Below are 22,379 nucleotides of genomic sequence, written 5' to 3'. Positions count from 1 at the left end.
AACAAAGTAGCGACTAAGTGGAAAGTAAGAACGAGCCCAATTGTTAAGTCATCCGTAATAAAAGTGACGACTTGGATCTTGAGCAATACTTTTTAGATAGGCAGCAGATACGCTAAAAAACAAAAAGGAAACGATTGATGCCAACCGCTTCCTTGATTTGTTATTGCTATTTAAAAGCGCGTGAATTACGCCACTTCAAGAATCACTTTTTCCAACTTATCTAAGCCTTCGTTCAGTACGTCAGATTCGATGGTCAGTGGAGGTAACAGACGAATCACGTTCGCTTTTACTCCACAAGAAAGCAGAATAAGGCCATTTTCTTGCGCTTTAGAAATCACCGATTTGGTCATCTCTTGTAGCGGCTTACCTGATTCTGGGTCAGTAAATTCAATCGCCATCATCGCACCCGTGGTACGGATTTCACCAATAGCAGGCACAGATTGTTGCAGTTTGGTCATACGTGCATTGACCACTTCACCGATGCCAATCGCTTTAGCGCACAAATCTTCTTCTTCGATGATTTTCAGCACTTCAAGACCAGCAACACAACCGAGTGGCGAGCCCGCATAAGTGCCACCTAAACCACCAGGTAGTGCAGAATCCATCACATCCGCTTTCCCAACAACAGCTGAGATTGGGAAACCACCAGCAATGCCTTTCGCCATTGTCATTAGATCGGGTTCAATGCCTAGGTGCTCCGTCGCAAACATTTTACCGGTACGGGCAAAACCCGTTTGGATCTCATCCGCAATCAGCATGATACCGTGCTTGTCACACAGCTGACGCAAGCCTTGTGCAAACGCTTCAGGTGCTTTGTAGAAGCCGCCCTCACCTTGTACTGGCTCGAAGATGATCGCCGCAACACGTGATGGTTCAATATCACAAGCAAATAGATCGTCGATCGCTTGTAAGCTTTGCTCAACGCTGATGCCGTGAAACGCATTTGGGTAAGGCGCGTGGTAGATTTCGTTCGGGAAAGGACCAAAGCCCGCTTTGTACGGCGCAACTTTACCAGTTAACCCCATCGTCATGTTTGTGCGACCGTGAAAGCCGCCTTTAAACGCTATCACGCCGCTACGGCCTGTATGAGCGCGTGCCACTTTTACGGCATTTTCGACCGCCTCGGCGCCAGTGGTTAGAAAGATCGCTTTCTTCTTAGTCTCACCTGGTGCAAGTTCTGTCAGCTTTTCAGCCAGCTCTACGAATGACGCGTATGGCGTAACCATCGCACACGTGTGTGAGAAGTTGTCCAGCTGAGCTTTTACCGCTTCGCTAATGCGCTTGTGAGAATGCCCGGTGTTAGTCACCGCGATACCCGCTGCAAAGTCGATGTATTTGTTGCCTTCGATATCCCATACGTAAGCGTTTTCTGCTTTCTCGACGTAAAGTGGGTACAGTGCGCCCATGCCTTGAGCGATAACTTGGCTTCTTCTTTCGTGTAGTTGTTGGTTTGTCATTGTTTTGTCCTTAATTAGTTGCCGCCAAAGCAGAGATATTTCACGTCCATGTATTCATCGATACCTTGTTTTGCTCCTTCACGTCCGATACCGGACTGCTTAACACCACCGAAAGGAGCCACTTCAGTAGAGAGCATACCTTCGTTAATGCCGACCATGCCGTATTCGAGCGCTTCTGCGATTTTCCAAACACGGTGAATGTTTTGGCTGTAGAAGTACGACGCGAGACCGTAGATGGTGTCGTTCGCCATTTCGATCAGCTGTTCGTCGCTGTCAAAACGAATCACTGGCGCGACAGGGCCAAAGATTTCCTCGCAAACAATCTTCATGTCGTGAGTAACGTCTTTGAGAACCACTGGCTGCATAAATAGACCATCGAGCTTTTTAAGTTCTGAAACCGGCTTCGCGCCTTGCTCGATAGCACCATCGATCAACGCTTGAATGCCTTGCTTCGCTGACTCGCTGATCACTGGACCAATGTTGACCCCCTCTTCCAATCCGTTACCTACTTTGAGCTGCTGAACCGCAGCGTCAAACTTAGCAACGAATTCGTCATACACTTTGCTGTGTACATAGAAACGGTTCGCACAAACACACGTTTGGCCTGCGTTACGGAACTTCGACGCCATCGCACCCGCCACGGCTGCATCAATGTCGGCATCATCGAATACGATAAACGGCGCGTTGCCACCGAGCTCCATTGAGGTACGTTTAATGTCCGCCGCGCTTTGCTGCATCAGCACACTACCAACTTGGGTAGAGCCAGTGAAAGACAACTTACGAATCAACGGATGCGAAGTGAAAATAGCGCCTACCTGACGTGAATTTTCACCCAGAACCACTTGCAGCACATCGCGAGGGATACCCGCTTGATAGGCAAGCTCTGCGACCGCAAACGCAGACAGCGGCGTAGATTCAGATGGTTTTACGACAAAGCTACAACCGGCCGCTAAAGCTGGCCCTGCTTTGCGCGTGATCATCGCAATTGGGAAGTTCCACGGTGTAATCGCACAGGCGACACCAATTGGCTGTTTGATGGTAACCAAACGCTTGTCCGCACTTGGGGCAGGAATCGTCTCACCGTAGGTACGTTTCGCTTCTTCAGCAAACCATTCGATAAAACTCGCGCCGTAAAGCACTTCACCTTGAGCTTCAGCCAGCGGCTTACCTTGCTCTAACGTCATTAAGCGGCCAAGGTCGGCTTTGTTTTCTAACAGAAGTTGGAACCAACGATTGAGCATGCCAGCGCGCGTTTTTGCTGGCAGTGCCGCCCACTTTTTCTGCGCCACACTGGCACGTTCAATGCCATTTAAAATGTCGTTTTCGGTTGAGCCTGGTGCGTACCCGAGGAGTTCTCCGGTCGCCGGATTAGTCACTGCAATGCCCTGTTGTGGATTCGCTACCATAAACGAAACAAGGCTTTGGTTTTGTATCTGTTGCATGGTCATTCCTTTTGACAACTCATCATCGCCGCTAAGCCAGCGGCGAGTTTATGTTTAAGCAGGGATCTGCTGCGTAATACAGTGAATGTTCCCTCCGCCGAGTAGAACCTCTCTCGACGGTATCGCGATGATTTGGTATTCCGGCATCGCGTTTTGCAAAATATCGATCGCCATAGCGTCGGTCTCTTCGTCCAGCATCGGCAAGAACACATGCTCGTTGACGATAAGAAAGTTCGCATAAGAGGCACTTAGGCGTTCGCCAGCTTGTCGACTCATTCCTGAACTGGCGTCGATACCATTGGCTTCGCGCTCGCTGTAATGCAACGGACCCGGTAATGGCAAACGGACAATTTCAATATCGCGTCCTTTCGCATCGTGCTGAGATTTCAGTACTTGTTCCGCTTGACGAGATAACGCGTATTGCGGATCGCTTGGGTCATCGGTCCAACTTAGTACCACTTTACCCGGTGCGATAACGTGCATTAGGTTGTCGATATGGCCGTCTGTTTCGTCATTGAATAAACCATTTGGCAACCAAATGACTTTTTCGATACCGAGGTACGCCTTTAACTGCTCTTCGATTTGCGCTTTACTCAATTGCGGATTTCGCCCCGGACTGAGTAAGCACTCTTCTGTGGTGTAAAGGGTGCCTTCACCATCGGTGTGAATCGCCCCTCCTTCAAGTACAAACGGAGCACGGTAATGATCAATACCGATGATGTCGCATACCGAGCCAGCGACAAGATCGTCCTGCTGCCAGTTATCGTAAAGCCCGTTGTATTCGCCGCCCCACGCGTTGAATTGCCAACTAATCCCACGGCGCTCGCCCGCCTGATTCACAAGCACGGTCGGTCCAATATCGCGCATCCACGCATCGTTAAATGGGATTTCCACCAAACGTACGTCTGAGTGGAGCATTTGACGCGCTCGGTCAAAGTTGTGCGAGCATACCGCCACGCACACCTTGGTCACTTCCGCGATTAAGTTCGCGATTCTGGCAAAGGTTTCTTGCGCGGGTAATGCGTCATCACGCCAATTGTCTTTCCTTTCTGGCCACGCTAGCCAAACTTCACTAACCGGCTGAAACTCAGCCGGAAAATAGAAGCCATCCTGCGCTGGTGTTGTCGATAACTTCATTTTAACGCCTCTTTAAACGGCTAGTTTGCCAACGCTGGTGTAAAGGTCTGGACGACGGTCGCGGAACAAGCCCCACGCGTGACGCGCTTTCGCTGTCGTAGCGAGGTCGATTTCTGCGTAAATGATGGTTTCACCTTCACGCGGTGCTTCGGCAATTTTTGCACCAGTGTGGTCAGTGATAAAAGAAGAGCCGTAGAACGTCGTCTCGATACCATCATCGACTTCAGTGCCCACTCGGTTTGACGCAATCACTGGAACGAGGTTTGCTGCCGAGTGACCTTGCATTGTACGTTGCCAGTGGTCACGTGAATCCAGTGTCGGATCTTGAGGCTCAGAACCGATTGCAGTTGGGTAAAAAATCGCTTCCGCGCCGTGCAGAGCCAAGCTGCGTGCAAGCTCTGGAAACCATTGGTCCCAGCAAATGCCAGCACCGAACTTACCGAACTTGGTTTGCCACACTTTGAAACCGGTATCGCCAGGGCTAAAGTAGTACTTTTCACTGTAGCCCGGACCGTCAGGAATGTGTGACTTGCGGTAGTTATCTAGTACCGTGCCATCGGCATCTATCATTACTAGCGAGTTAAAAAACGTGTTGCCCGCTTTTTCAAAGTAGCTAACAGGAATAACCACGCCGAGTTCTTTCGCCAGAGCGCTCATCTCTTTAATGAGACGGCAATTCTCCGTTTCTTCCGCAAGCTCGAAATACTTTGCTTCTTGTTTTTTGCAGAAGTAAGGCGCAGCGAACAGCTCTTGCGGAAGAATCACGTTCGCACCGTTTTGTGCTGCTTCACGGATCGCCTTTTTTGCTTTGGCTAAGTTGTCTTCTAGATTCCAGCTTTTCGTCAGTTGAAGGGCTGCAAATTTCACTACTTTGCTCATTGGATATTCCTTATCTCTTAAATCGCCAGTTTGTCACGTAGGTTGTAGTAAGCCGCACCCATTGCCGTAAACGGAATTTGGAAGTGGCGGCCACCTGGGAAGGAGTAATGTTTCAGTGCAGCAAACGCATCGAAACGTTCAGCGTGTCCGGTCAATGCTTCTGCCAACAACTTGCCTGCTAGATGAGTACACGTTACACCGTGACCGCTGTAGCCTTGGAGGTAGTAAATGTTGTCTGCAAACGAGCCAAATTGCGGCATGCGTGAGTAAGTCAGCAAGAAGTTACCCGTCCAGGTGTAATCGATCTTAATGCCTTTCAATTGTGGGAAGACTTTTTCCATCTTCGGACGGATCAGTGCTTCGATGTTTTCTGGGTCACGTGCGCCGTAAACCACGCCGCCTCCGAACAGCAAACGCTTGTCAGCGGTTAAGCGGAAGTAGTCAAGCAAGTAGTTACAGTCTTCAACGCAGTAGTCACTGGTCAGCACTTGTTTTAGCTGCTCATCACTCAAAGGCTGAGTCGCCACCACTTGTGTGCCGCACGGGATCGCTTTGTTGCTGATGTTTGGTGCCAAACCACCAAGGTAGGCGTTACCTGCCAGTACCACGTACTTGCTCTTCACGCTGCCTTGCGCAGTTTTAACTACTGGGTTCATCCCTTTATCAATCGACACGACCGCCGACTGCTCAAAGATTTGACCACCTAGAGAAATGAACGCAGCGGCTTCACCTAATGCCAGTTTAAGCGGGTGAATATGACCACCGCGCATATCCAGCAAACCGCCAGTGTATACTTTCGTACCTACCGCTTGTTCTACCTCTCCTGCGTCAAGCAGAGTCAGTTGGTCGTTTCCGTAACGCTCCCAGTTCTTCTTATGTTCTTCTAGCCCTTTGAGTTGTTTACTGTTCAGTGCCGTGAACAAGCCACCTTGCTTGTAATCACAGTTGATGTCGTATTTGTCGATCAGACCACGGATGATATCGCCGCCTTCAAAAATCATGTCGCACAGAGCTTTGGCTTGGTTTTGGTCGTAACGGCTTTCAATCACGTCAACATCTCGGCTGTAGCTGTTAACGATTTGGCCACCGTTACGACCAGTTGCTCCAAAGCCCACTTTTGCGCTCTCTAACACAACAACTTTAAAACCTTTTTCCGCTAGGTGTAGTGCAGAAGAAAGACCAGAGAATCCCGCACCGACTACACACACATCGCACTCGATGTTGTCTTGCAGTTGTGGGTATTCCGGCATGTTTGGCACAGAGTGCGCGTAGAACGAATCCGTATGCTTGTTCATAGAACTATTCCTTTATTTATCGTAATCGTCAGCAGGCTTAAGAATGGAGGCGAATCCAAGTGGTTTTGGTTTCGGTGAATTTTTCAATTGCGTGTAGAGACTTGTCTCGACCATTTCCGCTCATTTTGAATCCGCCAAATGGGACCGTCATGTCACCTTCGTTGTAGTTGTTGACCCAAACCGAGCCGGCTTGCAGTCGTTTTGCTACGCGATGAACACGGTTGATATTGCTACTCCAAAGTGCAGCACCTAAGCCATACTTCGAATCGTTAGCGATCTCAATTGCTTGCGCTTCGTCTTTGAATGGAATGACACATAGCACTGGACCAAAAATTTCCTCTTGGGCGACACGCATCTTGTTGTCGACGTTGTCTAAAATGGTTGGGGAAACAAAAGCGCCCTGTCCATCGACATCGCCGCCACAACGCACGTTTGCACCTTCTGATTCACCTAACGAGATGTATTCCAACACTTTTGATTTATGATCTTGGTCGATAAGCGCACCCATGGATGAACTTGGGTCCATTGGGTCTTTTGGCGTGAACGCTTTCGACGCTTGAATAACTTTTTCTATGAACTGATCTTTGACGCTTTCGTGAACAAGCAGGCGGGTTGCCGCGACGCACACCTCACCTTGATTGTAGAAACACCCTGCAGCGGTTTCTGCTGCTGCGCGGTCTAAATCATCACAATCTTCAAACACGATGTTCGCGTTCTTGCCGCCTGCTTCTGCAAACACACGCTTTAGGTTGCTCTCACCCGAGCTGACCATCAGTTGACCTGCAATGCGCGTCGAGCCAGTGAAGGCGATGCAGTCTACGTCTTGGTGTTTCGCCAGCGCGTCGCCAGCTTCATGACCAAACCCCGTAACGACTTGGAAAACGCCTGTTGGCAAACCCGCTTGAGAAGCAAGTTGACCTAGGAATATCGCGGTGAGAGAAGATTTTTCTGACGGTTTTAGAATCACGCTGTTACCAGCCGCTAAAGCAGGGCCAAGCTTCCAACACGCGAGCCAAAGTGGGAAGTTCCACGGCACAACCGCGGCAACCACGCCAATTGGCTGATGAGAAATAAAAGCGTGTACGTCTTTTTCCGTTGGGGCAACTTCACCGTACACTTTGTCGATCGCTTCGGCGTACCAGCGTAAAGAGTTTGCTGCGCCAGGAATATCGGTAGAGAAGCTGTGAGAGATAGGTTTACCAGTATCGAGAGTTTCTAATAGTGCTAACTCTTCTTGGTGTTGCTCAATCAGCTCAGCTAACTGTTTAAGCACTGCTTTGCGATGAGCTGGGCTGCTTTCACTCCAGATACCAGATTGAAATGCTTGGCGAGCGTATGATACCGCGAGGTCGACATCTTCACTTTGGCAACGGGCGATTTCGGTGAATATCTCGTCTGTTGCTGGGTTAACTACCGGGATGGTTTGCCCTGTTAAAGCGGCACTGTATTCACCGTTAATGTACGCCCTGTTTTCGATGTTTAGATTGTTTTTTAGCTCAATCCATTGCTCTTGGGTTTTCATACGCTCTCCTTGTGATCACACAAGGCAAGCCCCCACTAAAATGTGGTTGGCGTATGCGCACTTATCATTCGACAAGCCTTGTCTGTGTGATTTGTAAATCGATGGGGCTTCGTCGTATCAATAATGTACGACTCGCCCACTGTTATGACATGAGATTGCCCTTTATATTCCAGAGTGATTTCACCCTCTAATACGGTGCCAATCTCTTCGCCTTCGTGTTTGATTTCTGCCGCACCAGTGGTTCCATAAGGTGCGTATTCCTCGATCAAGAATCCGATGACTTGATCTTTGTCGCCATTCGTTACCAGTTTCATGGACACCGTCTCGCTCCCGATTTCCACAAGATCTGACGGCTTGATGACTACTTTCACTTCATCGTTCGAAGGTTGTTCAAAAGTGAAAAACTCTGATAACGATAAAGAAAATACATTAACGATTTTTTGTAGTGAGCTGACCGACGGGCTCACTTTGCCATTTTCAATGGATGAGATTGCACTGTGGGTAATACCAGCGCGCTCGGCTAGTTCCCTTTGTGACAATCCATGTTTTTTTCGTAACTGAACAATATTTTTACCAATCTCTTGATTGTCCATTCATACAGCTCCAAACGTTTAACGAGAGGTAGCCATCATAAATTCATTGAACAAAATTTGAGAGAAATGATTGGTTTTTGCTTCCCATTCTGGGTGCCACTGCACGCCAACGAAAAATTTTTGATTAGGAAGACTAAATGCTTCTACCAAGCCATCCGGGGCTTTAGCTTCTACTTGTAAGAGAGGAGCAAGCTGATCGACGCCTTGGTTGTGTAGTGTGTTCACTTCAAAGAAGGTGGTGTTTTCCCAATGATTTTGCACCAGCCATTGTTCAAATAAGCTCTGTTTTTGAACTAGCACAGCGTGTGCTGGCGCGTATTTTTGTTCGAAATCTTCAACAGGCGCTTCACGATGGTCATTGAAGCCGGAGTCATGAACGGCTGGGTTTAACGAGCCACCGAGTGCGACATTCATCTCTTGAAAGCCACGGCAAATACCAAGGCACGGAATGTTTTGGTCAACCGCATGACGAATTAACGTGAATGAGAGCTCATCACGAGCTTCATCTTTGTAGCTCTCTTCGTGCGTTGCATTGTATCGATGTGGCGCAACGTTAGAGTGGCTGCCAGGAAAAAGAAAACCATCACATATGTCTAGGATGGTGGTTACGTCATTGCCCGACATGTCGGGAGCCAACATAATCGGTAGCCCTCCAAAATCCTTTATGGCGCGAAGGTAAAAGTCGTTGACCGCTTGTATCTGATAGCCACCCAACTCTTTAGCGCAGCTAACCACACCAATGATGGGTTTGTGTGTATCTGCCATGATATGTCCATGTTCAATTTATTTAACACAAACCCTACAAACCATGTACAAAATTATCAACACAGATGACCATTATTATCGTCACAACGTGATCTGACGCACTTTTTAGGCTTCAAAACTGAATATTTATGCTCATTATATTGAACAAAACAAAACCAACTGTTACAAAATAGTTAACAGAAAGACATAAGAACCAGCCGTTAAACATCAAAAACACAGTTTAAGTGCATGTTTAAATTAAAAATAACCTAAAAAACAAACAACTCGCTCAGAGTACTGTAATTTATTTGTTAATTTGGTTATTTCTAATTTCTACTCGTCAGGCTATTTGGAGAAGAAAATGGAATCGTATCTACAGGAAGTACAAAATTTTAAACAAAAATGGCCCGATATTGAATTTATCGATCTCATCTTTACCGATATAAATGCCACCCCAAGAGGAAAACGCATCCCGATAGATGCTCTAGAAAAACTGAATAAAGGTGTTGCCCTCCCCCTTTCGACCATCACCCTAGATACCAAAGGTAACGTCGTTGAAACGGCCGGGTTGGGAGAAGATCTCGGAGAACCAGATAATCTCTGCTATCCAATCAGCGGCACCTTAATGCCGACGGCAAAAGAACAAGTTGGTCAGCTACTGCTTAGTATGATGGATGAAACCGGGCAGCACCCTAACCCACTGTTCATCCGAAACATTCTCGCTTCTATATTGCAAACACTGCATGCTAAAGACCAATATCCTTGTGTCGCGCTCGAGCTGGAGTTCTATTTAATAGACAAAACCCGCGGCGAAAATGGCGAACCATTAACGGCAATTAACCCCACGAAAAAAACTCGAGAAAAAGATACCGAGGTTTACGACCTTGATGGACTAGATGACTACGCTGATTTCTTGGCCGACCTTAATCGAATTGCATTAGAACAAGGTTTAAACACTTCCGGAGCCCTATCTGAATCGGCACCAGGGCAGTTCGAAATCAACTTCAACCATTCTAAAGATGTACTTCGAGCATGTGATGAAATCATCATCGCAAAACGCTTGATTCGCCAGGTCGCTCATCAGCACGGATTTGACGCCACATTTATGGCGAAACCTTTTAGTGAGCAAGCGGGTAATGGCATGCACATTCATCTCAGCTTGGTTGATACAGATGGTAACAACCACTTTAGCCAATCAGACGGTCAAGCGAGCGCCTTCTTCTATCAAACCATGGCAGCGATGCTGTCACAAACATCCGATGCCATGGCCCTAATCTGTCCTAACGTTAACTCTTACCGTCGCTTTGTTCCTGGCGCTTACGTCCCAACCAAAGCCGATTGGGGAGAAAACCACCGCGGTGTTGCGTTGCGTGTGCCTATCAGCGATAGCAAAAATCGCCGTATAGAGCATCGTATAGCAGGCGCTGACGTTAACCCATACATTCTCGCTGCAGTAGTACTTTCCGCAGTATTAGCGAGTGAAAGCTACACCAAAGATCAATGTCCACCGACTCTCAGTGATGATGCAATTGAGTTACCTCTGCGTATGTCAGAAGCTCTAGAGCGACTGGAGCACAGTGAGCTAGCTCAATACATCTCAAGAGACTTTATCGATTTGTATCTAGCTTGCAAACAGAGTGAACTCGCAGAATTTGAGCGAGCGATTACTCCATTGGAAATCGACTGGATGTTGCACTCGGCATAAACAAAGGAAATGAACTTTATGACTACGCAGACCAAGGCGCTGGATGCGCCTCTTAAAATCAACTCTCAACACATTATTGTTTCTTTAATCTCGGTTGCGACGTTTGTCTTTTTTACCACAATCGGTTTGAACCATGAGGAAGGCGAAGCCTACGGATGGATGAGTCTTTTACCAACGGCGTTGGTATTGGTCTTTGCGCTGACAACACACCGAACTGTGGAAGCCCTCTTTAGCGGCGCTATTGCCGGTGTTCTTCTGCTTAACCCAACTGAAGCGGTGGAACAGATTGTTGATATTTCCATGAGTGTAATGATGGATGAAACTATCGCCTGGATCATCCTCGTTTGTGGTTTGATGGGCGGCCTAATTGCTATTTTGGAGAAAGGCGGCAGTATCTTAAGCTTCTCCGACATGCTGGTCACGAAAGTAAAAAGCCGTAAGCAATCGATGCTGATGACCTTTGCGTTAGGTATTCTGATCTTTATCGACGATTATTTGAATGCGATTGCAATTTCTTCCTCAATGAAAAAAGTTACGGACGGCTACCAAATCTCGCGTGAAAAGCTCTCATATCTTGTGGATTCAACCGCCGCACCTATCTGTATCCTCGTACCAATTTCCACTTGGGCAATTTTCTTCAGTTCTTTGCTAGAAGCAAACGGAGTAGCAGAAGCGGGAGATGGTATCAAAGCATACATTGAAGCTATTCCATACATGGCTTACGGCTGGGTAACGCTGGTGATTGTTTTGCTGGTTGCAATGGAAAAGGTCCCAGATCTAGGCGCGATGAAAAAGGCAGAAAAGCGTGCGAAGAATGGTCAAGTTCGTCCAGACGGTGCAACAGATGTCGACTTTGGTCCCGATGTATCTGCACATACCAACCCAACCATGGGCCTTGTCAACTTCTTGTTACCAATGATCGTACTTGTTGCCGCAAGTTGGTATTTTGGTATCGATCTACTTGCTGGTGTTTTCGTCGCGTTAATCTTTACTATTAGCTTTTACGGCGCACAAAAACTGATCTCGATGAACGACATGTTCGAAGCTGTTTATGATGGCATTAAAGTTATGCTACTGCCGCTTGCGACCGTTATTGGTGGTTTCATGTTGAAATCGGTCAACGACTCATTGGGCGTCACGCAGTATGTCATTGAGACCGTCAGCCCTTACCTGTCAGCGTCTTACTTCCCTGCGATTATCTTTATGATTACGGGCGCGTTGGTATTTGCAACGGCATCGTCTTGGGGAACGTTTGCAGTAGCGATGCCAATTGTTCTACCTTTGGGCGAACAGCTTGGTGTGCCTCTACACTTAACCGTTGCAGCGCTGCTTTCAGCATCAGCGGCAGGGAGCCACTCTTGTTTCTTTAGTGACTCAACCGTGTTATCTGCACAAGGTTCAGGCTGTACAGCAATGCAACACGCAACCACACAGTTTCCTTATGCGTTGATTGGTATTGTTGCAACCGCGATTTTCTTCTTCATCATCGGTTAGCCCCTTTATCTAATTGCAAAACCCTGCTCAAAAATAGCGGGGTTTTGTTCTATCAAGTCAAATGATCCTCTTAAAACTACTTTACGCCCGTTCAGTATAAAAATACTCAAAGATATACAACTGCACTCAATAAGGGTTTGGTAAACCTAATATTTTTGGTTTACGCTTAGCGAAGCGTTTATTGTGCAGCAAGGCAGCTTTTGAGTAACTAAAATGCCGCCTTAATACAGTGTTAACGGTTGGAGAGACATGAAAAAGTTAGCCCATGAGATATGGATATTTGACGGAGATCCCGTCCAATTCTTAGGACTCCCATACACCACTCGTATGACTATTGTTAGGCTTTCTGATGGTGGCCTTTGGGTTCATAGTCCAATTAAGTTATCAAATTCGATTAGAGAGCAAATCAACAATCTAGGCCAAGTGAAATACTTAATCGCTCCTAATCATTTACACCACTTGTTCTTATCTGAATGGGTATTTGCCTATCCTAGCGCAGAAGTTTATGGCACAGATGAAGTCATTAAGAAGTGCCGTGATATACACTTTCACGCTTCACTTAACCAAGGCGGTAATGCTTGGAACTCTGAGGTTGAACAAGAACTATTTTCTGGCTCTCCATTAATGGAAGAGTGTGTGTTTTATCATCGACTTTCAAAGACCTTAATTGTTACTGACCTCGTCGAGAATTTTTCTGGCCAGGACTTTAACTACTGGCAGCGGTTTGTGGCTAAAGGGGCCGGTATTCTTGCTCCGAATGGAAAAATGCCTTTGGATTGGCGCCTAAGTTTTATGTTTAGCAAACAAGAGGCTCGAAAACACTTAAATAAATTGCTGTCTTGGAAACCTAATATATTGGTTATGGCTCACGGTGAAATCGTCCTTGATAATGCAGACGAGTTCTTACAGCGCTCTTTTAAGTGGCTAGTATGAGACAACATTGAAAACTCACACAACAGAATAGACAAGAAGCTATTTTAAAACATTAGGCCCTTTTAGCTTAGTCTTAGGGACGAATTTACAGCACTACACGTTATGTTTAACGATAAGCTCCCCTATTCCTCTTAATTGAGCATTATGCAGCAATTTAAAATTCCGTTAGAATTGCACTTCAAAAACTTCAATGCGAAGAATTCTGGACATTGATACGGACATAAGTTCAAGAGTTAACATAACGCAATAGCAATCTCTTACTAATTATTTTGCATCGAGACATTGGCATACTCCCGAAACAAACCCTTCTACTCTAAAGGTTTTGTTAATAACAGTTGCCATGCTTGTTAGTTATTCTCGTTGAACTCAGTATCTTGAAGTTGTTTGAATATATAAATTTAAAAAAAAGAGACATAAGATGCACAAAAAACTCATCATTCTAAGCTTGCCTATTCTATTAGCTGCATGTGCGGCACCAAAGTATACGGTAGAAACAATCTCGAAAGAAAATCAGAGCAAGGAAATCACCATCGTAAAAGACAACGCCACGCGAGATGTTTTCTTAGATTCGATGCAAGACTGGTGTTTGGATACCGCCCATAAATGCACAGTCGTAAGCGACGGCACGCCTCCTGTTAGCTCTGAGCTAACACTTACTTACGTATCACGCTGGAGCTGGGATTTTAGAACATTTATCGCTGATGCTCAGATCAAAGCCTACAAAAATAACGAAAAAGTAGGACAAGTTGAATTTAAAGCACCAAACAGCGCGAATCCAGATAAATGGGGTAAAGACAACAAACGAATCATTTCGATGATGGATCTGTTATTCGGTAAACAAACCGTGAGTGAGGCTCAATCCAAGATTAAGCTGGGCGAAATGTAATGAGCCGAACAATTGCCCATTTAACAAGCATCATATATTTGTAGAGAAAGATAGGAATGTTTAAGTGACTGAAGTCAAAACCATTGGGCTTTTCTTTATAACCGCCATTGCAGAAATATTAGGCTGCTACTTACCTTATCTCTGGTTAAAGGAAGATAAGTCAGTTTGGCTTTTGGTACCAGCAGCGCTATGCCTTGCTATGTTTGCTTGGCTTCTATCTTTACATCCTACCGCAACTGGCAGAGTTTATGCCGCTTACGGTGGTGTCTATATTTTTGTCGCAATTCTATGGTTGTGGTGTATCGACGGCGTTCGACCAACGCTCTGGGACATAGTGGGGGTTTCTGTCGCTATGCTTGGCATGTCAATCATCATGTTTTCACCCAGAGCATCCTAAACGTAACCGAGGGAAACCCTTACGCTTAGTATTTTGGCTATGTGCTAGATTTATTGATTAATAACATTATGACGTAATTGCTACATAGCCAAAGTACGCTTGGGCTTCACCCCAAAACAGCGCTATTTATAGGAGATACTAATGAACCATGCAGTGAAGGCAAGATTTGATGAGTATCCAAAACATGTGCGTATTCGGATAGAAGAGCTACGAAATATCGTCTTAACTATCGCTTCTGAATTAAAACTGGGGGAAGTTGAAGAATCTCTAAAATGGGGAGAGCCAAGCTACAGTGTGAAAACAGGTAGCCCGGTAAGGATGGATTGGAAACAGAAAACGCCTAGTCGTTATTATCTGTTCTTTAATTGCCAAACTAAGCTCGTCGACACATTCCGCGAACTGTATAGTGACTCACTTGAGTTTCAGGGTAATCGAGCAATAATTCTATCTTTATCAGCACCTTTGCCAGAAGCTTCAATCAAGACCTGTTTAGAATTAGCATTAACCTATCAAAAGCGAAAGAACTTACCTCTTTTAGGTATGTAAGATCGCTTAATAAAACTATTTACGGCCGATTAACCATATTCAACTACTCTACCTTTGTATCCTTTTTAATGCTTCCGCAGTAAAGTTTTAGATTAAGTGGTCACGTTAATAGCGCCGTAACCAAACTAGTAATATCGAAATAAAGAAGAGTTTATGAAATCAAAAATCTTGTTCTTACTTATGCTTGGAGCTCATTTCAATGCTTTTTCAGCGACGAACTATCAAGTCAATGTGGTAGTAACAGAGCCTCAATCAACATTCATTTTTCCGACTTTTGAAATATCCTCTAAAGGAAAAAGCAAAACCAGTTTTGTCGACGGCTGCACGTACTTAGGGACCCTTTCAGAACCGAGCAAAAATAGTATACAGCTTGAAGCTACCATGTCATGCAACCAAGATGGCTCTACGTCAAGGATGGAAATGCCGGTATTTGTGCTCAACTCCGAGGGTCAAAGCGCGAGTTATGATCTTGTAGAAAACGGGATCGTGATGTGGAAATATTCTGTAGAAGTTAAGCCGTCACTTAAAAAGTGATATATCAGAAATACTAAAGTAACAATCAGCACTATTAACCGCCGTTTAAGTGTAATAGGTATATTCTTTACGACTTAATGACGTTACTTGTTGCCGCAAGTCTCCAACTCATGTACAAAGCAGCCCTAATTTTAATAGGAGCTAAGTGGCATGAATTTAATTGTACGTCAGGTAACTTTAGGTGATGCTGAAGGCATTACAAACGTCCTCAACCCCATCATTATTGAAGGTTTATACACTGTATTAGATACGCCTTTCACACCTGAAGAAGAAAAAGAGTTCATTACTCATTTCCCAGAACGGGGCGTGTTTACAGTCGCTTTATCCGAAAATAGCTCACAAGTCATAGGTTTCCAAAATATCGAGCCATTTGCACAATATACAAAAGCTTTTGACCATGTTGGCATAATTGGTACGTTTGTTAGTGACGGTGCTCGTGGCCAAGGTGTGTCTAAACAGCTTTTCAAATCGACATTCGAAGTAGCCAAACAAAAGGGTTACGAAAAACTATTTGCGTACGTTCGCGGCGATAATGAGCGAGCGTTATCAGCCTATCTCAAACAAGGCTTCGAAATCGTAGGGACCGCGAAGAAGCATGCAAAAGTTCGTGGGAAATACGTAGACGAAGTCCTCATTGAGAAGTTTTTGTAGGTGTTAAGTCGCTAAACACTAAGCACGCATATAAGAACATTTGAACCAAGACTCAATTTCCGTCGTAGAAATCTCTTTTCTAAAATAGGTTATTTGAAATGAAACTGACCTCGGAAACTGAGTCAAGAATAATAGAAATGGCATGGGAAGACCGCACCCCATTTGAGGCTATCGAATTTCAATTTGGTTTGAATGAATCCGACGTGATTCAGTTTATGCGTAGCCGGCTCAAATCAAGTAGCTTTAAATTGTGGCGTAAAAGGGTTTCGGGGCGCAATACAAAACACAACAAGCTACGAAACTCAGACATCATTAGAGGTTATTGCCCAACTCAATATAAGCCGCGATAGCGAACTGCACTTGGCATAAATTTTTATTACGAATCGCAACATTTATCGCCCTACCTTTGAACCAACTTCATGATTGGAGGGGAATAGTCACCACTTAATTCAACCTAGGTGTTTCAGGGCGATAATAAATTCAATGGGAGTCATCTTAACGTCCTCAGTCGCCATCAAACTAATGATTCCACAGAAAAGATTGATACAAAACGCCCACTAAAAGTAACTCAGATTAAGGCGTCATTTAATCCGTGTATCAATCTCTTTTACCTTCTGTTTAGGCACTAGAATCACTAACCTTCTATTTTATCTTTGAAGGCACAGATAAAAAGCTGCATGATTAAAAAGGAAAAATAGCGGATAACGGTTTAACAAGCACTCGGAGCTTGGAGGCAATTTTGAACAAATTACTTATGATGTTTGCGTTGGTTTCTTTACCTTGCTTGGCTTCTGATGATGTTGAAGATCCCTGCAAAGTAAAAGGCGGGGGCGTTATGGCTGGTTATCAGTGTGTAGAAAAGAAGATGGAATCTGCAGATAAAGAGCTTAACGAAAGTTACAAGGAAGCAATCGCTAGAATAGGTGAGGAAGAAAAAGCACTAAGGAAAACATGGTCTCAGACCGAACTGGTAGAGCCATTTCGAAAGGCCCAAAGAGCTTGGCTAAAATACAGAGACGCCGAATGTGAATTTACGGGCCTGTCTTCCACACCCTCACCCTGGCAAGGTGTCCAGATTGAAGAGTGTAAGTTAAGAATGACGTTAGAACGCGTCGAGTACTTCAATGGAGTATACGTAGGCTAAACGGATTACATCTAACAAAGCACTTCAATAAGATTCGCAACTCTTGGCAATTTCAGTTTAAATGTACTCGGTGTTTAAGATGCAAACGTTCAGGTTGAGTGGTCGCTCCGCTTACTACTTAACCCTGCGTTGTGCGTAAAGCTAATATGGGTGTGAAATAATTATGGAAAAAGACGATTTAGTTGGGCTAGTAGTTAAGTATTTCGAGAAAATAGATGCCGGTGATCCTAGCTATCTGGATCTATTCTCAGAGGATGTTGATTTTTTCTTTCCTAAATTTGGGCAAGCGAAAGGAAAGAGTGCCTTAGTGGAGTTTGGCAATAGGATTGGTGGCTCGTTGATTAGTATCTGGCACGACATAGACGGCTTTCAAATAACGACTGCTGGAAACAAGGTCATTGTTGAAGGACAGGAAGGCGGCGTAATGAGTGATGGTACCTCTTGGCCGGACAACAAAGTTTCCACAGGGCGTTTTTGTAGTGTATTTGAGTTTGAAGGAAAAATGATAAGTCGTATGTTTGTGTACGTAGACCCTGACTTCCCGAGTCGAGATTTTGAGAGAATTTCCGTGCTGTCAGGCGAGAGCAACGTGCGACAAACTGTTCAAGCCTGAATACTACCGCTACCGCATAGCATCTTTGTTATGCGGTAGTATTCGTAGTTAAGGTGTGTTAAGGGCTTTGATATCGCTTTACTCACACCTTATCAGTGCGTTAGCTATATTCCCTTACTGATAGAAATGCTACTTTCTTCAATCGTCCTGTATTATGATAATGAAAAAGATTGCACTAATTTTAAAATTAAAATGAACCAAAAATTTTTTCTAAAACTACTCCCTGTCCCTTTTCTTCTAACCGGTTGCCAGTCTACGCAAAGCCAGCTTCAGCCTATACCTGAAAACGTATTATCAAACCTATCGACTCAATGGGCAGTGGTAGAGGCCTGTTTTCACTCCGATGCTTATAGCTTAGAGCAATCCGTAAACTATCGAGAGGCCATTAACTATTCTTTTTCTACTTGGCTAGTCGATCAGTCCGATATCGATCAGTCTGTAAATGAAGCTCGTGTAGCGTTATCAGAATATCAGTCTCAGAATGATGGTTTAGGAACAACATGTAAGGATTGGCACCTACCCTTAGAATCTGGGTTGCGAGAAGTTAACAATCACAAGAATCAAGTGGCGATAAACCAGCAGCGAGCACATGAAATACATAAAGCAAACGCTTCTAAACCTGTGACGTATTCAACACCAGCATCTACTTCGACTAGTAATGTTGTTCACTGTTACAAATTGGAAGACGTTAGCTTGAATAAGAACATTCAAACCTTTAATGGAATGATATGCCCTATAGGCTGGCTTAAATATTATGGCTATTAATGTATTTGATTAATACAGCACTTAAGAATGAACTCTAAGTTTAATTTTTAGTTCAAGATTGGGTTTCTTGTTTACAATGTTATGTTTCCAGTTGGATTACCGTATTCGAATAGATTGACGAAGTTAATCAATATATGTGTATTGATGCTTACTTTTTATCGAGTTATCTTTGTTTGATAGCCATTAAAACGAGTAAGGAAACAAAGTGACTGTGTTAACAAAAGGCATACACCACGTAGGTTTAACCGTATCTAACCTAGAAGCAAGCGCGAAGTTTTTCACTGAACAATTAGGTTGGAGTGAAGTAAAAAGAAATCCAGACTACCCGGCAATATTTGTGAGTGATGGGCATATCATGCTTACACTATGGGCGGCTAAGGCTGATGCCGCCACTCCATTTGACAGAAAAACGAATATTGGTTTGCATCACTTAGCTTTACTGGTAGAGACTGAGAAGCAACTCGATGAGTTGCGTGATCAATTTATGGCGTCGGGAATCGAAATTGAGTTTGGTCCCGAGCTTGTTAAAACAGGACCCGCAAAACATTTAATGTGTTACGACCCAAGTGGTATTAGGGTTGAGTTTTTCTGGGCGGGCTCATAAAACAAACATAACAAAGTTTTATAATAGGGATTTGGCACACATGGCATTGTTAGTTTGCACCGCCTTTGGTGTTTAAGGTGCTCAGTAGAAGCTTGCGTATTGAATGCCCCTCCCCTCCTACTACACATTTTGCGACTTACGAGTAAGTCCAAAAGGATAAATGTTATGTATAAAATCGGCGTTGTTTTATTTGATGATTTCACGGATGTCGATTTCTTTCTTATGTATGACTTGCTGGGGCGCACAACCGACAGTTGGACAGTAAGTATACTTGGAACTAAATCTGAACATCATTCCCACCTCGGTATGAAAGTTAAAACAGACGGACACCTTTCTGAGGTGACGAATCAAGATGTCGTTCTTATTACAAGCGGCAAACAGGGTATTCCAGCCGCTTTAAAAGATGCTGAATTTATGTCAGCGTTGAATCTTGATCCAAATAGGCAGCTAATAGGTTCGATTTGTGCGGGATCATTCATCCTCCATGAACTCGGTTTACTAAAAGGCAAGCGATTAACAACAAACCCAGATGCAAAGGCTGTTCTACAAAGTATGGGAGGAGATGTTCAGGATCTGCCTCTCGTGATAGACGGTAATGTAGCGACGGCCGGTGGCTGTCTTTCACTGATGTATCTAATTGGTTGGTTAACAGAGCGGCTATTTGACTCAAACAAACGAAAAGCTATACAAAATCAATTGATACCTGCTGGGCAATTAGAGCTGTTTGAAGAACTTATTGCCACAACTATTCAATCAGCAGAGTTAGCAAGCTCGGATAACAAGGCGTTAAATAATCATTCATAACATGTGGTGTTTTACATTACGTTAGTTTTAGTGTTTAGGGTAAGTCACACATCAGTCTTGTGTGACTTACCCTTGAACATAACGCCACTTGGGGAAATTAACTTACAGGGAGTAAATCAATTGGTAAAAATGTACGGTTCTGAAGAGACAAGAGCGTTTTGCTGTAATTGTAAAGAAGTAACGCTGCATCGGTACGAAAGCTTCTCTAAAGCGCAGGAAAAGACCGAGAAAAAAGCTAAAGGTTTCTTCTCAGGTCTATTTGCAGCAATAATTAGCTCATTAATGGAAGGCGAAGCGACTGGTGACTACAAATGTACAATATGCGGCACCAATCTTCACACGCCAGATAATTTAGATTAATAGTCATTGTCTCTAATGCCACGGCTAGTGGCACGCAACATGATTTATAGACGGCTCTAGTGGGTTTGAAGCGTATACACCTTATGCATTGCATTTAGGGTTTTGAGGTTGTGTTGCGGATCAGGTAGTGCGCTTTTATCTTTAACAAGGGGCTAACGCAGAGCAAAAACAAGGGACAAGAAAAGAAGTAGTTTTATTTGAGTATCAATGAATTACAGACACAAAAAAGCCCACCAAAAGGTGGGCTTTTTTAAAATTTGGTGGGTCCGGGCGAACTCGAATCGCCGACCCCTACCATGTCAAGGTAGTACTCTAACCAACTGAGCTACGGACCCAAATTTTTATGTTCCTAACCATTCAATTCAGAATGGTGCGTCCGAGTGGACTCGAACCACCGACCCCCGCCATGTCAAGGCGATACTCTAACCAGCTGAGCTACGGACGCATTTCTCTGGAACGACGAGGATATTAGCTATAAGCGAACGACGGTGCAAGCACAAATTTACCAACTTTGAACCGTTTGGCGAAAATGTAAACTCAACACGCGTTTTCAGATGATTTTATCGACAAGGACTGAGCCTGCAGGGTTTAAAAGTGTGATCTATATAACTTTTATTATCTCACTTAATTGTCGTAAGGCACTTCACTGAGCATCCAAATCTGTAAGGTTTGCGATACCTTAGGGCAAGTGCCGAACAAAATCTGATATTTAGGTTTAAATGGTTCGCCGATATAGGTTGTACGAATCAACTCTCCTGTTTTGACGTCCACTTGAGTGCTCACCCTGCCTTTGAAGTTTTGAAATATGACAAACTGCTCACTGTGGTAAACCATTTGCTCTCGGTAAAACAAGAAATGATCTTGGGGTGTCTCTGTCAATTCACACTCCAGTGGTTTCAAATTAGGTATCGCACTAACATTAGATGCGATGAACAATGCTGACAAAATCCATCCGTATCGCATATGGCTGCCCTATTCTGCACTCTTTTTCAAAGTATAGGTCTTGCCTTGAGGACAGATACAAAAAAGGCTTTGATCATCTCTAATCAAAGCCCCTTGTTTCTGCTGGTTAATTGTCGTGTTTAATCGTCCGCCTCAAACACAACGTTATAATTTTCGGTGTATGTACAATTCGGCTGACGGCTACAAGTAAAGAAACGTCTCCCTTTGAACTCACCTTGGCTTGCGGTTTTAATGATCATCGGACTGCCGCATTTTTTACAAAAACGCACTTCTTTATCGGGCTCAATCAAATCAATGTGTGCCGCAAGCAAACGACGTAATCGCCCAACTTGATAACTGTGCTTTACCGAGGCGCCAATTAAAGGCAGGTTGGCCGTCTTACAAACATGAATCAATAACTTTTGTCTTTCTATCTTACCCTTGTTTAGCTCCTGCCCATTATCCAATTCAACGATAACGCGCGGCTCTAGTGTCCTTGGGTCACAAATAACGTAATCAAAATAGCTTCGAGATATACGATTGTTCGCGACAAAAAACTGCTTCTTATTTTTGATTTCTTTTGGCGTAACCAAACTGGACATGTTTACTTTCGCGAATACTACGGCATGCTCCCCTACCGCCGCTCTTAACGCATTATAGAACGCACCCTCTTGACCTCTGAGCAGAGGGCCTTTCGAGCGATAAGGATAATCACGCGTGTCATCGTGCTTAATCACGTACTTTTGAATAACAAAGAAGAATAAAACCAGAAGAACAACAATGATAAAAATGTTGGTCATAAATAAAGTGCATCCAAAACAACTTGTTGCTCAAAGCGTAAATGGAAATGTTATGCAGAGCAACAAAACCTCGCAATTTTGAGGCGCCACGACGATAGCGAGAAACAGAAAATTTTGCTCACCAATAAAAAC

The 22,379-nt window shown here is 44.4% G+C and carries 25 protein-coding genes and 2 tRNA genes; 15 read left to right on the top strand and 12 right to left on the bottom strand.

Features of this window, described 5'->3' with window-relative positions:
- Window positions 1–185 precede the first annotated feature (185 nt).
- The 8 genes from gabT to R7R78_RS01175 are packed head-to-tail and all read right to left on the bottom strand — an operon-like array spanning window position 186 to window position 9,090.
- Window positions 186–1,457: a 4-aminobutyrate--2-oxoglutarate transaminase gene (gene gabT / locus R7R78_RS01210; protein WP_225472852.1), complete on the bottom strand. Its 1,272-nt coding sequence runs from the start codon at window positions 1,455–1,457 to the stop codon at window positions 186–188.
- Window positions 1,458–1,471: 14 nt separating this feature from the next.
- Window positions 1,472–2,899: an NAD-dependent succinate-semialdehyde dehydrogenase gene (locus tag R7R78_RS01205; protein ID WP_225472851.1), complete on the bottom strand. Its 1,428-nt coding sequence runs from the start codon at window positions 2,897–2,899 to the stop codon at window positions 1,472–1,474.
- Between the two features lie 54 nt (window positions 2,900–2,953).
- Window positions 2,954–4,036 (bottom strand): agmatine deiminase, encoded by a 1,083-nt coding sequence (gene aguA, locus R7R78_RS01200; protein WP_225472850.1) that lies wholly within the window; start codon window positions 4,034–4,036, stop codon window positions 2,954–2,956.
- A 12-nt stretch (window positions 4,037–4,048) separates the two neighbouring features.
- On the bottom strand, window positions 4,049–4,915 hold the full coding sequence (aguB, locus tag R7R78_RS01195) for an N-carbamoylputrescine amidase (RefSeq protein WP_225472849.1): 867 nt from the start codon (window positions 4,913–4,915) through the stop codon (window positions 4,049–4,051).
- Between the two features lie 17 nt (window positions 4,916–4,932).
- Complete coding sequence (locus tag R7R78_RS01190; protein ID WP_031852232.1) at window positions 4,933–6,210, bottom strand: NAD(P)/FAD-dependent oxidoreductase; 1,278 nt, start codon at window positions 6,208–6,210, stop codon at window positions 4,933–4,935.
- A 37-nt stretch (window positions 6,211–6,247) separates the two neighbouring features.
- Window positions 6,248–7,732 carry an aldehyde dehydrogenase gene (locus R7R78_RS01185; protein WP_225472848.1) on the bottom strand — a complete coding sequence of 495 codons (1,485 nt, stop codon included), beginning with the start codon at window positions 7,730–7,732 and terminating at the stop codon, window positions 6,248–6,250.
- 35 nt (window positions 7,733–7,767) lie between these two features.
- Window positions 7,768–8,325, bottom strand: coding sequence for an HTH-type transcriptional regulator PuuR (gene puuR, locus R7R78_RS01180; RefSeq protein WP_225472847.1), 558 nt, complete (start codon window positions 8,323–8,325; stop codon window positions 7,768–7,770).
- Window positions 8,326–8,343: 18 nt separating this feature from the next.
- Window positions 8,344–9,090, bottom strand: a complete 747-nt coding sequence (locus R7R78_RS01175) for a gamma-glutamyl-gamma-aminobutyrate hydrolase family protein (protein WP_169628436.1) — start codon at window positions 9,088–9,090, stop codon at window positions 8,344–8,346.
- 340 nt (window positions 9,091–9,430) lie between these two features.
- Between R7R78_RS01175 and R7R78_RS01170 the strand changes: the two genes are divergently transcribed.
- From R7R78_RS01170 to R7R78_RS01100, 15 genes are all read left to right on the top strand, one after another.
- Entirely contained in the window at window positions 9,431–10,774 is a 1,344-nt protein-coding gene (locus R7R78_RS01170) for a glutamine synthetase family protein (RefSeq protein WP_005377815.1), read from the top strand.
- A gap of 18 nt (window positions 10,775–10,792) precedes the next feature.
- Window positions 10,793–12,268 (top strand): Na+/H+ antiporter NhaC family protein, encoded by a 1,476-nt coding sequence (locus R7R78_RS01165; RefSeq protein ID WP_054576461.1) that lies wholly within the window; start codon window positions 10,793–10,795, stop codon window positions 12,266–12,268.
- A 249-nt stretch (window positions 12,269–12,517) separates the two neighbouring features.
- On the top strand, window positions 12,518–13,201 hold the full coding sequence (locus R7R78_RS01160; RefSeq protein WP_186584308.1) for a DUF4336 domain-containing protein: 684 nt from the start codon (window positions 12,518–12,520) through the stop codon (window positions 13,199–13,201).
- A gap of 418 nt (window positions 13,202–13,619) precedes the next feature.
- Complete coding sequence (locus tag R7R78_RS01155; protein ID WP_005385757.1) at window positions 13,620–14,087, top strand: Sbal_3080 family lipoprotein; 468 nt, start codon at window positions 13,620–13,622, stop codon at window positions 14,085–14,087.
- A 64-nt stretch (window positions 14,088–14,151) separates the two neighbouring features.
- Entirely contained in the window at window positions 14,152–14,484 is a 333-nt protein-coding gene (locus tag R7R78_RS01150; protein ID WP_005377819.1) for a YnfA family protein, read from the top strand.
- 141 nt (window positions 14,485–14,625) lie between these two features.
- Window positions 14,626–15,030, top strand: a complete 405-nt coding sequence (locus tag R7R78_RS01145; RefSeq protein ID WP_017633973.1) for a DUF1801 domain-containing protein — start codon at window positions 14,626–14,628, stop codon at window positions 15,028–15,030.
- A gap of 153 nt (window positions 15,031–15,183) precedes the next feature.
- Window positions 15,184–15,564 (top strand): hypothetical protein, encoded by a 381-nt coding sequence (locus tag R7R78_RS01140; RefSeq protein WP_138939935.1) that lies wholly within the window; start codon window positions 15,184–15,186, stop codon window positions 15,562–15,564.
- A gap of 150 nt (window positions 15,565–15,714) precedes the next feature.
- Window positions 15,715–16,215, top strand: coding sequence for a GNAT family N-acetyltransferase (locus tag R7R78_RS01135; RefSeq protein WP_053306918.1), 501 nt, complete (start codon window positions 15,715–15,717; stop codon window positions 16,213–16,215).
- A 98-nt stretch (window positions 16,216–16,313) separates the two neighbouring features.
- Complete coding sequence (locus R7R78_RS01130) at window positions 16,314–16,565, top strand: TIGR03643 family protein (protein WP_005377824.1); 252 nt, start codon at window positions 16,314–16,316, stop codon at window positions 16,563–16,565.
- A gap of 404 nt (window positions 16,566–16,969) precedes the next feature.
- Window positions 16,970–17,359, top strand: coding sequence for a lysozyme inhibitor LprI family protein (locus tag R7R78_RS01125; RefSeq protein WP_065274430.1), 390 nt, complete (start codon window positions 16,970–16,972; stop codon window positions 17,357–17,359).
- Between the two features lie 163 nt (window positions 17,360–17,522).
- Complete coding sequence (locus R7R78_RS01120) at window positions 17,523–17,972, top strand: nuclear transport factor 2 family protein (RefSeq protein ID WP_225472846.1); 450 nt, start codon at window positions 17,523–17,525, stop codon at window positions 17,970–17,972.
- Between the two features lie 126 nt (window positions 17,973–18,098).
- Window positions 18,099–18,737: a hypothetical protein gene (locus tag R7R78_RS01115; RefSeq protein ID WP_054865570.1), complete on the top strand. Its 639-nt coding sequence runs from the start codon at window positions 18,099–18,101 to the stop codon at window positions 18,735–18,737.
- 205 nt (window positions 18,738–18,942) lie between these two features.
- Window positions 18,943–19,341, top strand: a complete 399-nt coding sequence (locus R7R78_RS01110) for a VOC family protein (protein ID WP_017820909.1) — start codon at window positions 18,943–18,945, stop codon at window positions 19,339–19,341.
- Between the two features lie 165 nt (window positions 19,342–19,506).
- The gene (locus tag R7R78_RS01105; RefSeq protein ID WP_017820908.1) at window positions 19,507–20,145 is read left to right on the top strand and encodes a DJ-1/PfpI family protein; all 639 of its coding nucleotides are present in this window, start codon (window positions 19,507–19,509) and stop codon (window positions 20,143–20,145) included.
- 129 nt (window positions 20,146–20,274) lie between these two features.
- Entirely contained in the window at window positions 20,275–20,505 is a 231-nt protein-coding gene (locus tag R7R78_RS01100; protein ID WP_017820907.1) for a hypothetical protein, read from the top strand.
- 258 nt (window positions 20,506–20,763) lie between these two features.
- Here R7R78_RS01100 and R7R78_RS01095 read toward each other — a convergent pair.
- The 4 genes from R7R78_RS01095 to R7R78_RS01080 form a co-directional block, all read right to left on the bottom strand.
- Window positions 20,764–20,840: transfer RNA gene (locus R7R78_RS01095), tRNA-Val, on the bottom strand.
- A 33-nt stretch (window positions 20,841–20,873) separates the two neighbouring features.
- Window positions 20,874–20,950 (bottom strand) — tRNA-Val (locus tag R7R78_RS01090).
- A 179-nt stretch (window positions 20,951–21,129) separates the two neighbouring features.
- Window positions 21,130–21,468 carry a hypothetical protein gene (locus tag R7R78_RS01085; RefSeq protein ID WP_005377830.1) on the bottom strand — a complete coding sequence of 113 codons (339 nt, stop codon included), beginning with the start codon at window positions 21,466–21,468 and terminating at the stop codon, window positions 21,130–21,132.
- A gap of 119 nt (window positions 21,469–21,587) precedes the next feature.
- Window positions 21,588–22,247 carry a DUF2726 domain-containing protein gene (locus R7R78_RS01080; RefSeq protein WP_047100684.1) on the bottom strand — a complete coding sequence of 220 codons (660 nt, stop codon included), beginning with the start codon at window positions 22,245–22,247 and terminating at the stop codon, window positions 21,588–21,590.
- Window positions 22,248–22,379 lie beyond the last annotated feature (132 nt).

The organism is Vibrio sp. 2134-1, from assembly GCF_033339495.1.
Note: the sequence above shows the minus strand (reverse complement) of the source record. Positions and strands in the feature narration are given on the sequence as shown.

Coding starts and splice junctions, on each gene's coding strand:
- R7R78_RS01185 (WP_225472848.1), bottom strand. CDS start 7,732: ATGAAAACCCAAGAGCAATGGATTGAGCTAAAAAACAATCTAAACATC.
- R7R78_RS01140 (WP_138939935.1), top strand. CDS start 15,184: ATGAAATCAAAAATCTTGTTCTTACTTATGCTTGGAGCTCATTTCAAT.
- R7R78_RS01100 (WP_017820907.1), top strand. CDS start 20,275: ATGTACGGTTCTGAAGAGACAAGAGCGTTTTGCTGTAATTGTAAAGAA.
- R7R78_RS01125 (WP_065274430.1), top strand. CDS start 16,970: ATGATGTTTGCGTTGGTTTCTTTACCTTGCTTGGCTTCTGATGATGTT.
- R7R78_RS01135 (WP_053306918.1), top strand. CDS start 15,715: ATGAATTTAATTGTACGTCAGGTAACTTTAGGTGATGCTGAAGGCATT.
- R7R78_RS01120 (WP_225472846.1), top strand. CDS start 17,523: ATGGAAAAAGACGATTTAGTTGGGCTAGTAGTTAAGTATTTCGAGAAA.
- puuR (WP_225472847.1), bottom strand. CDS start 8,325: ATGGACAATCAAGAGATTGGTAAAAATATTGTTCAGTTACGAAAAAAA.
- aguA (WP_225472850.1), bottom strand. CDS start 4,036: ATGAAGTTATCGACAACACCAGCGCAGGATGGCTTCTATTTTCCGGCT.
- R7R78_RS01130 (WP_005377824.1), top strand. CDS start 16,314: ATGAAACTGACCTCGGAAACTGAGTCAAGAATAATAGAAATGGCATGG.
- aguB (WP_225472849.1), bottom strand. CDS start 4,915: ATGAGCAAAGTAGTGAAATTTGCAGCCCTTCAACTGACGAAAAGCTGG.
- R7R78_RS01205 (WP_225472851.1), bottom strand. CDS start 2,899: ATGCAACAGATACAAAACCAAAGCCTTGTTTCGTTTATGGTAGCGAAT.
- gabT (WP_225472852.1), bottom strand. CDS start 1,457: ATGACAAACCAACAACTACACGAAAGAAGAAGCCAAGTTATCGCTCAA.
- R7R78_RS01165 (WP_054576461.1), top strand. CDS start 10,793: ATGACTACGCAGACCAAGGCGCTGGATGCGCCTCTTAAAATCAACTCT.
- R7R78_RS01105 (WP_017820908.1), top strand. CDS start 19,507: ATGTATAAAATCGGCGTTGTTTTATTTGATGATTTCACGGATGTCGAT.
- R7R78_RS01115 (WP_054865570.1), top strand. CDS start 18,099: ATGCTACTTTCTTCAATCGTCCTGTATTATGATAATGAAAAAGATTGC.
- R7R78_RS01145 (WP_017633973.1), top strand. CDS start 14,626: ATGAACCATGCAGTGAAGGCAAGATTTGATGAGTATCCAAAACATGTG.
- R7R78_RS01175 (WP_169628436.1), bottom strand. CDS start 9,090: ATGGCAGATACACACAAACCCATCATTGGTGTGGTTAGCTGCGCTAAA.
- R7R78_RS01085 (WP_005377830.1), bottom strand. CDS start 21,468: ATGCGATACGGATGGATTTTGTCAGCATTGTTCATCGCATCTAATGTT.
- R7R78_RS01170 (WP_005377815.1), top strand. CDS start 9,431: ATGGAATCGTATCTACAGGAAGTACAAAATTTTAAACAAAAATGGCCC.
- R7R78_RS01190 (WP_031852232.1), bottom strand. CDS start 6,210: ATGAACAAGCATACGGATTCGTTCTACGCGCACTCTGTGCCAAACATG.
- R7R78_RS01155 (WP_005385757.1), top strand. CDS start 13,620: ATGCACAAAAAACTCATCATTCTAAGCTTGCCTATTCTATTAGCTGCA.
- R7R78_RS01160 (WP_186584308.1), top strand. CDS start 12,518: ATGAAAAAGTTAGCCCATGAGATATGGATATTTGACGGAGATCCCGTC.
- R7R78_RS01080 (WP_047100684.1), bottom strand. CDS start 22,247: ATGACCAACATTTTTATCATTGTTGTTCTTCTGGTTTTATTCTTCTTT.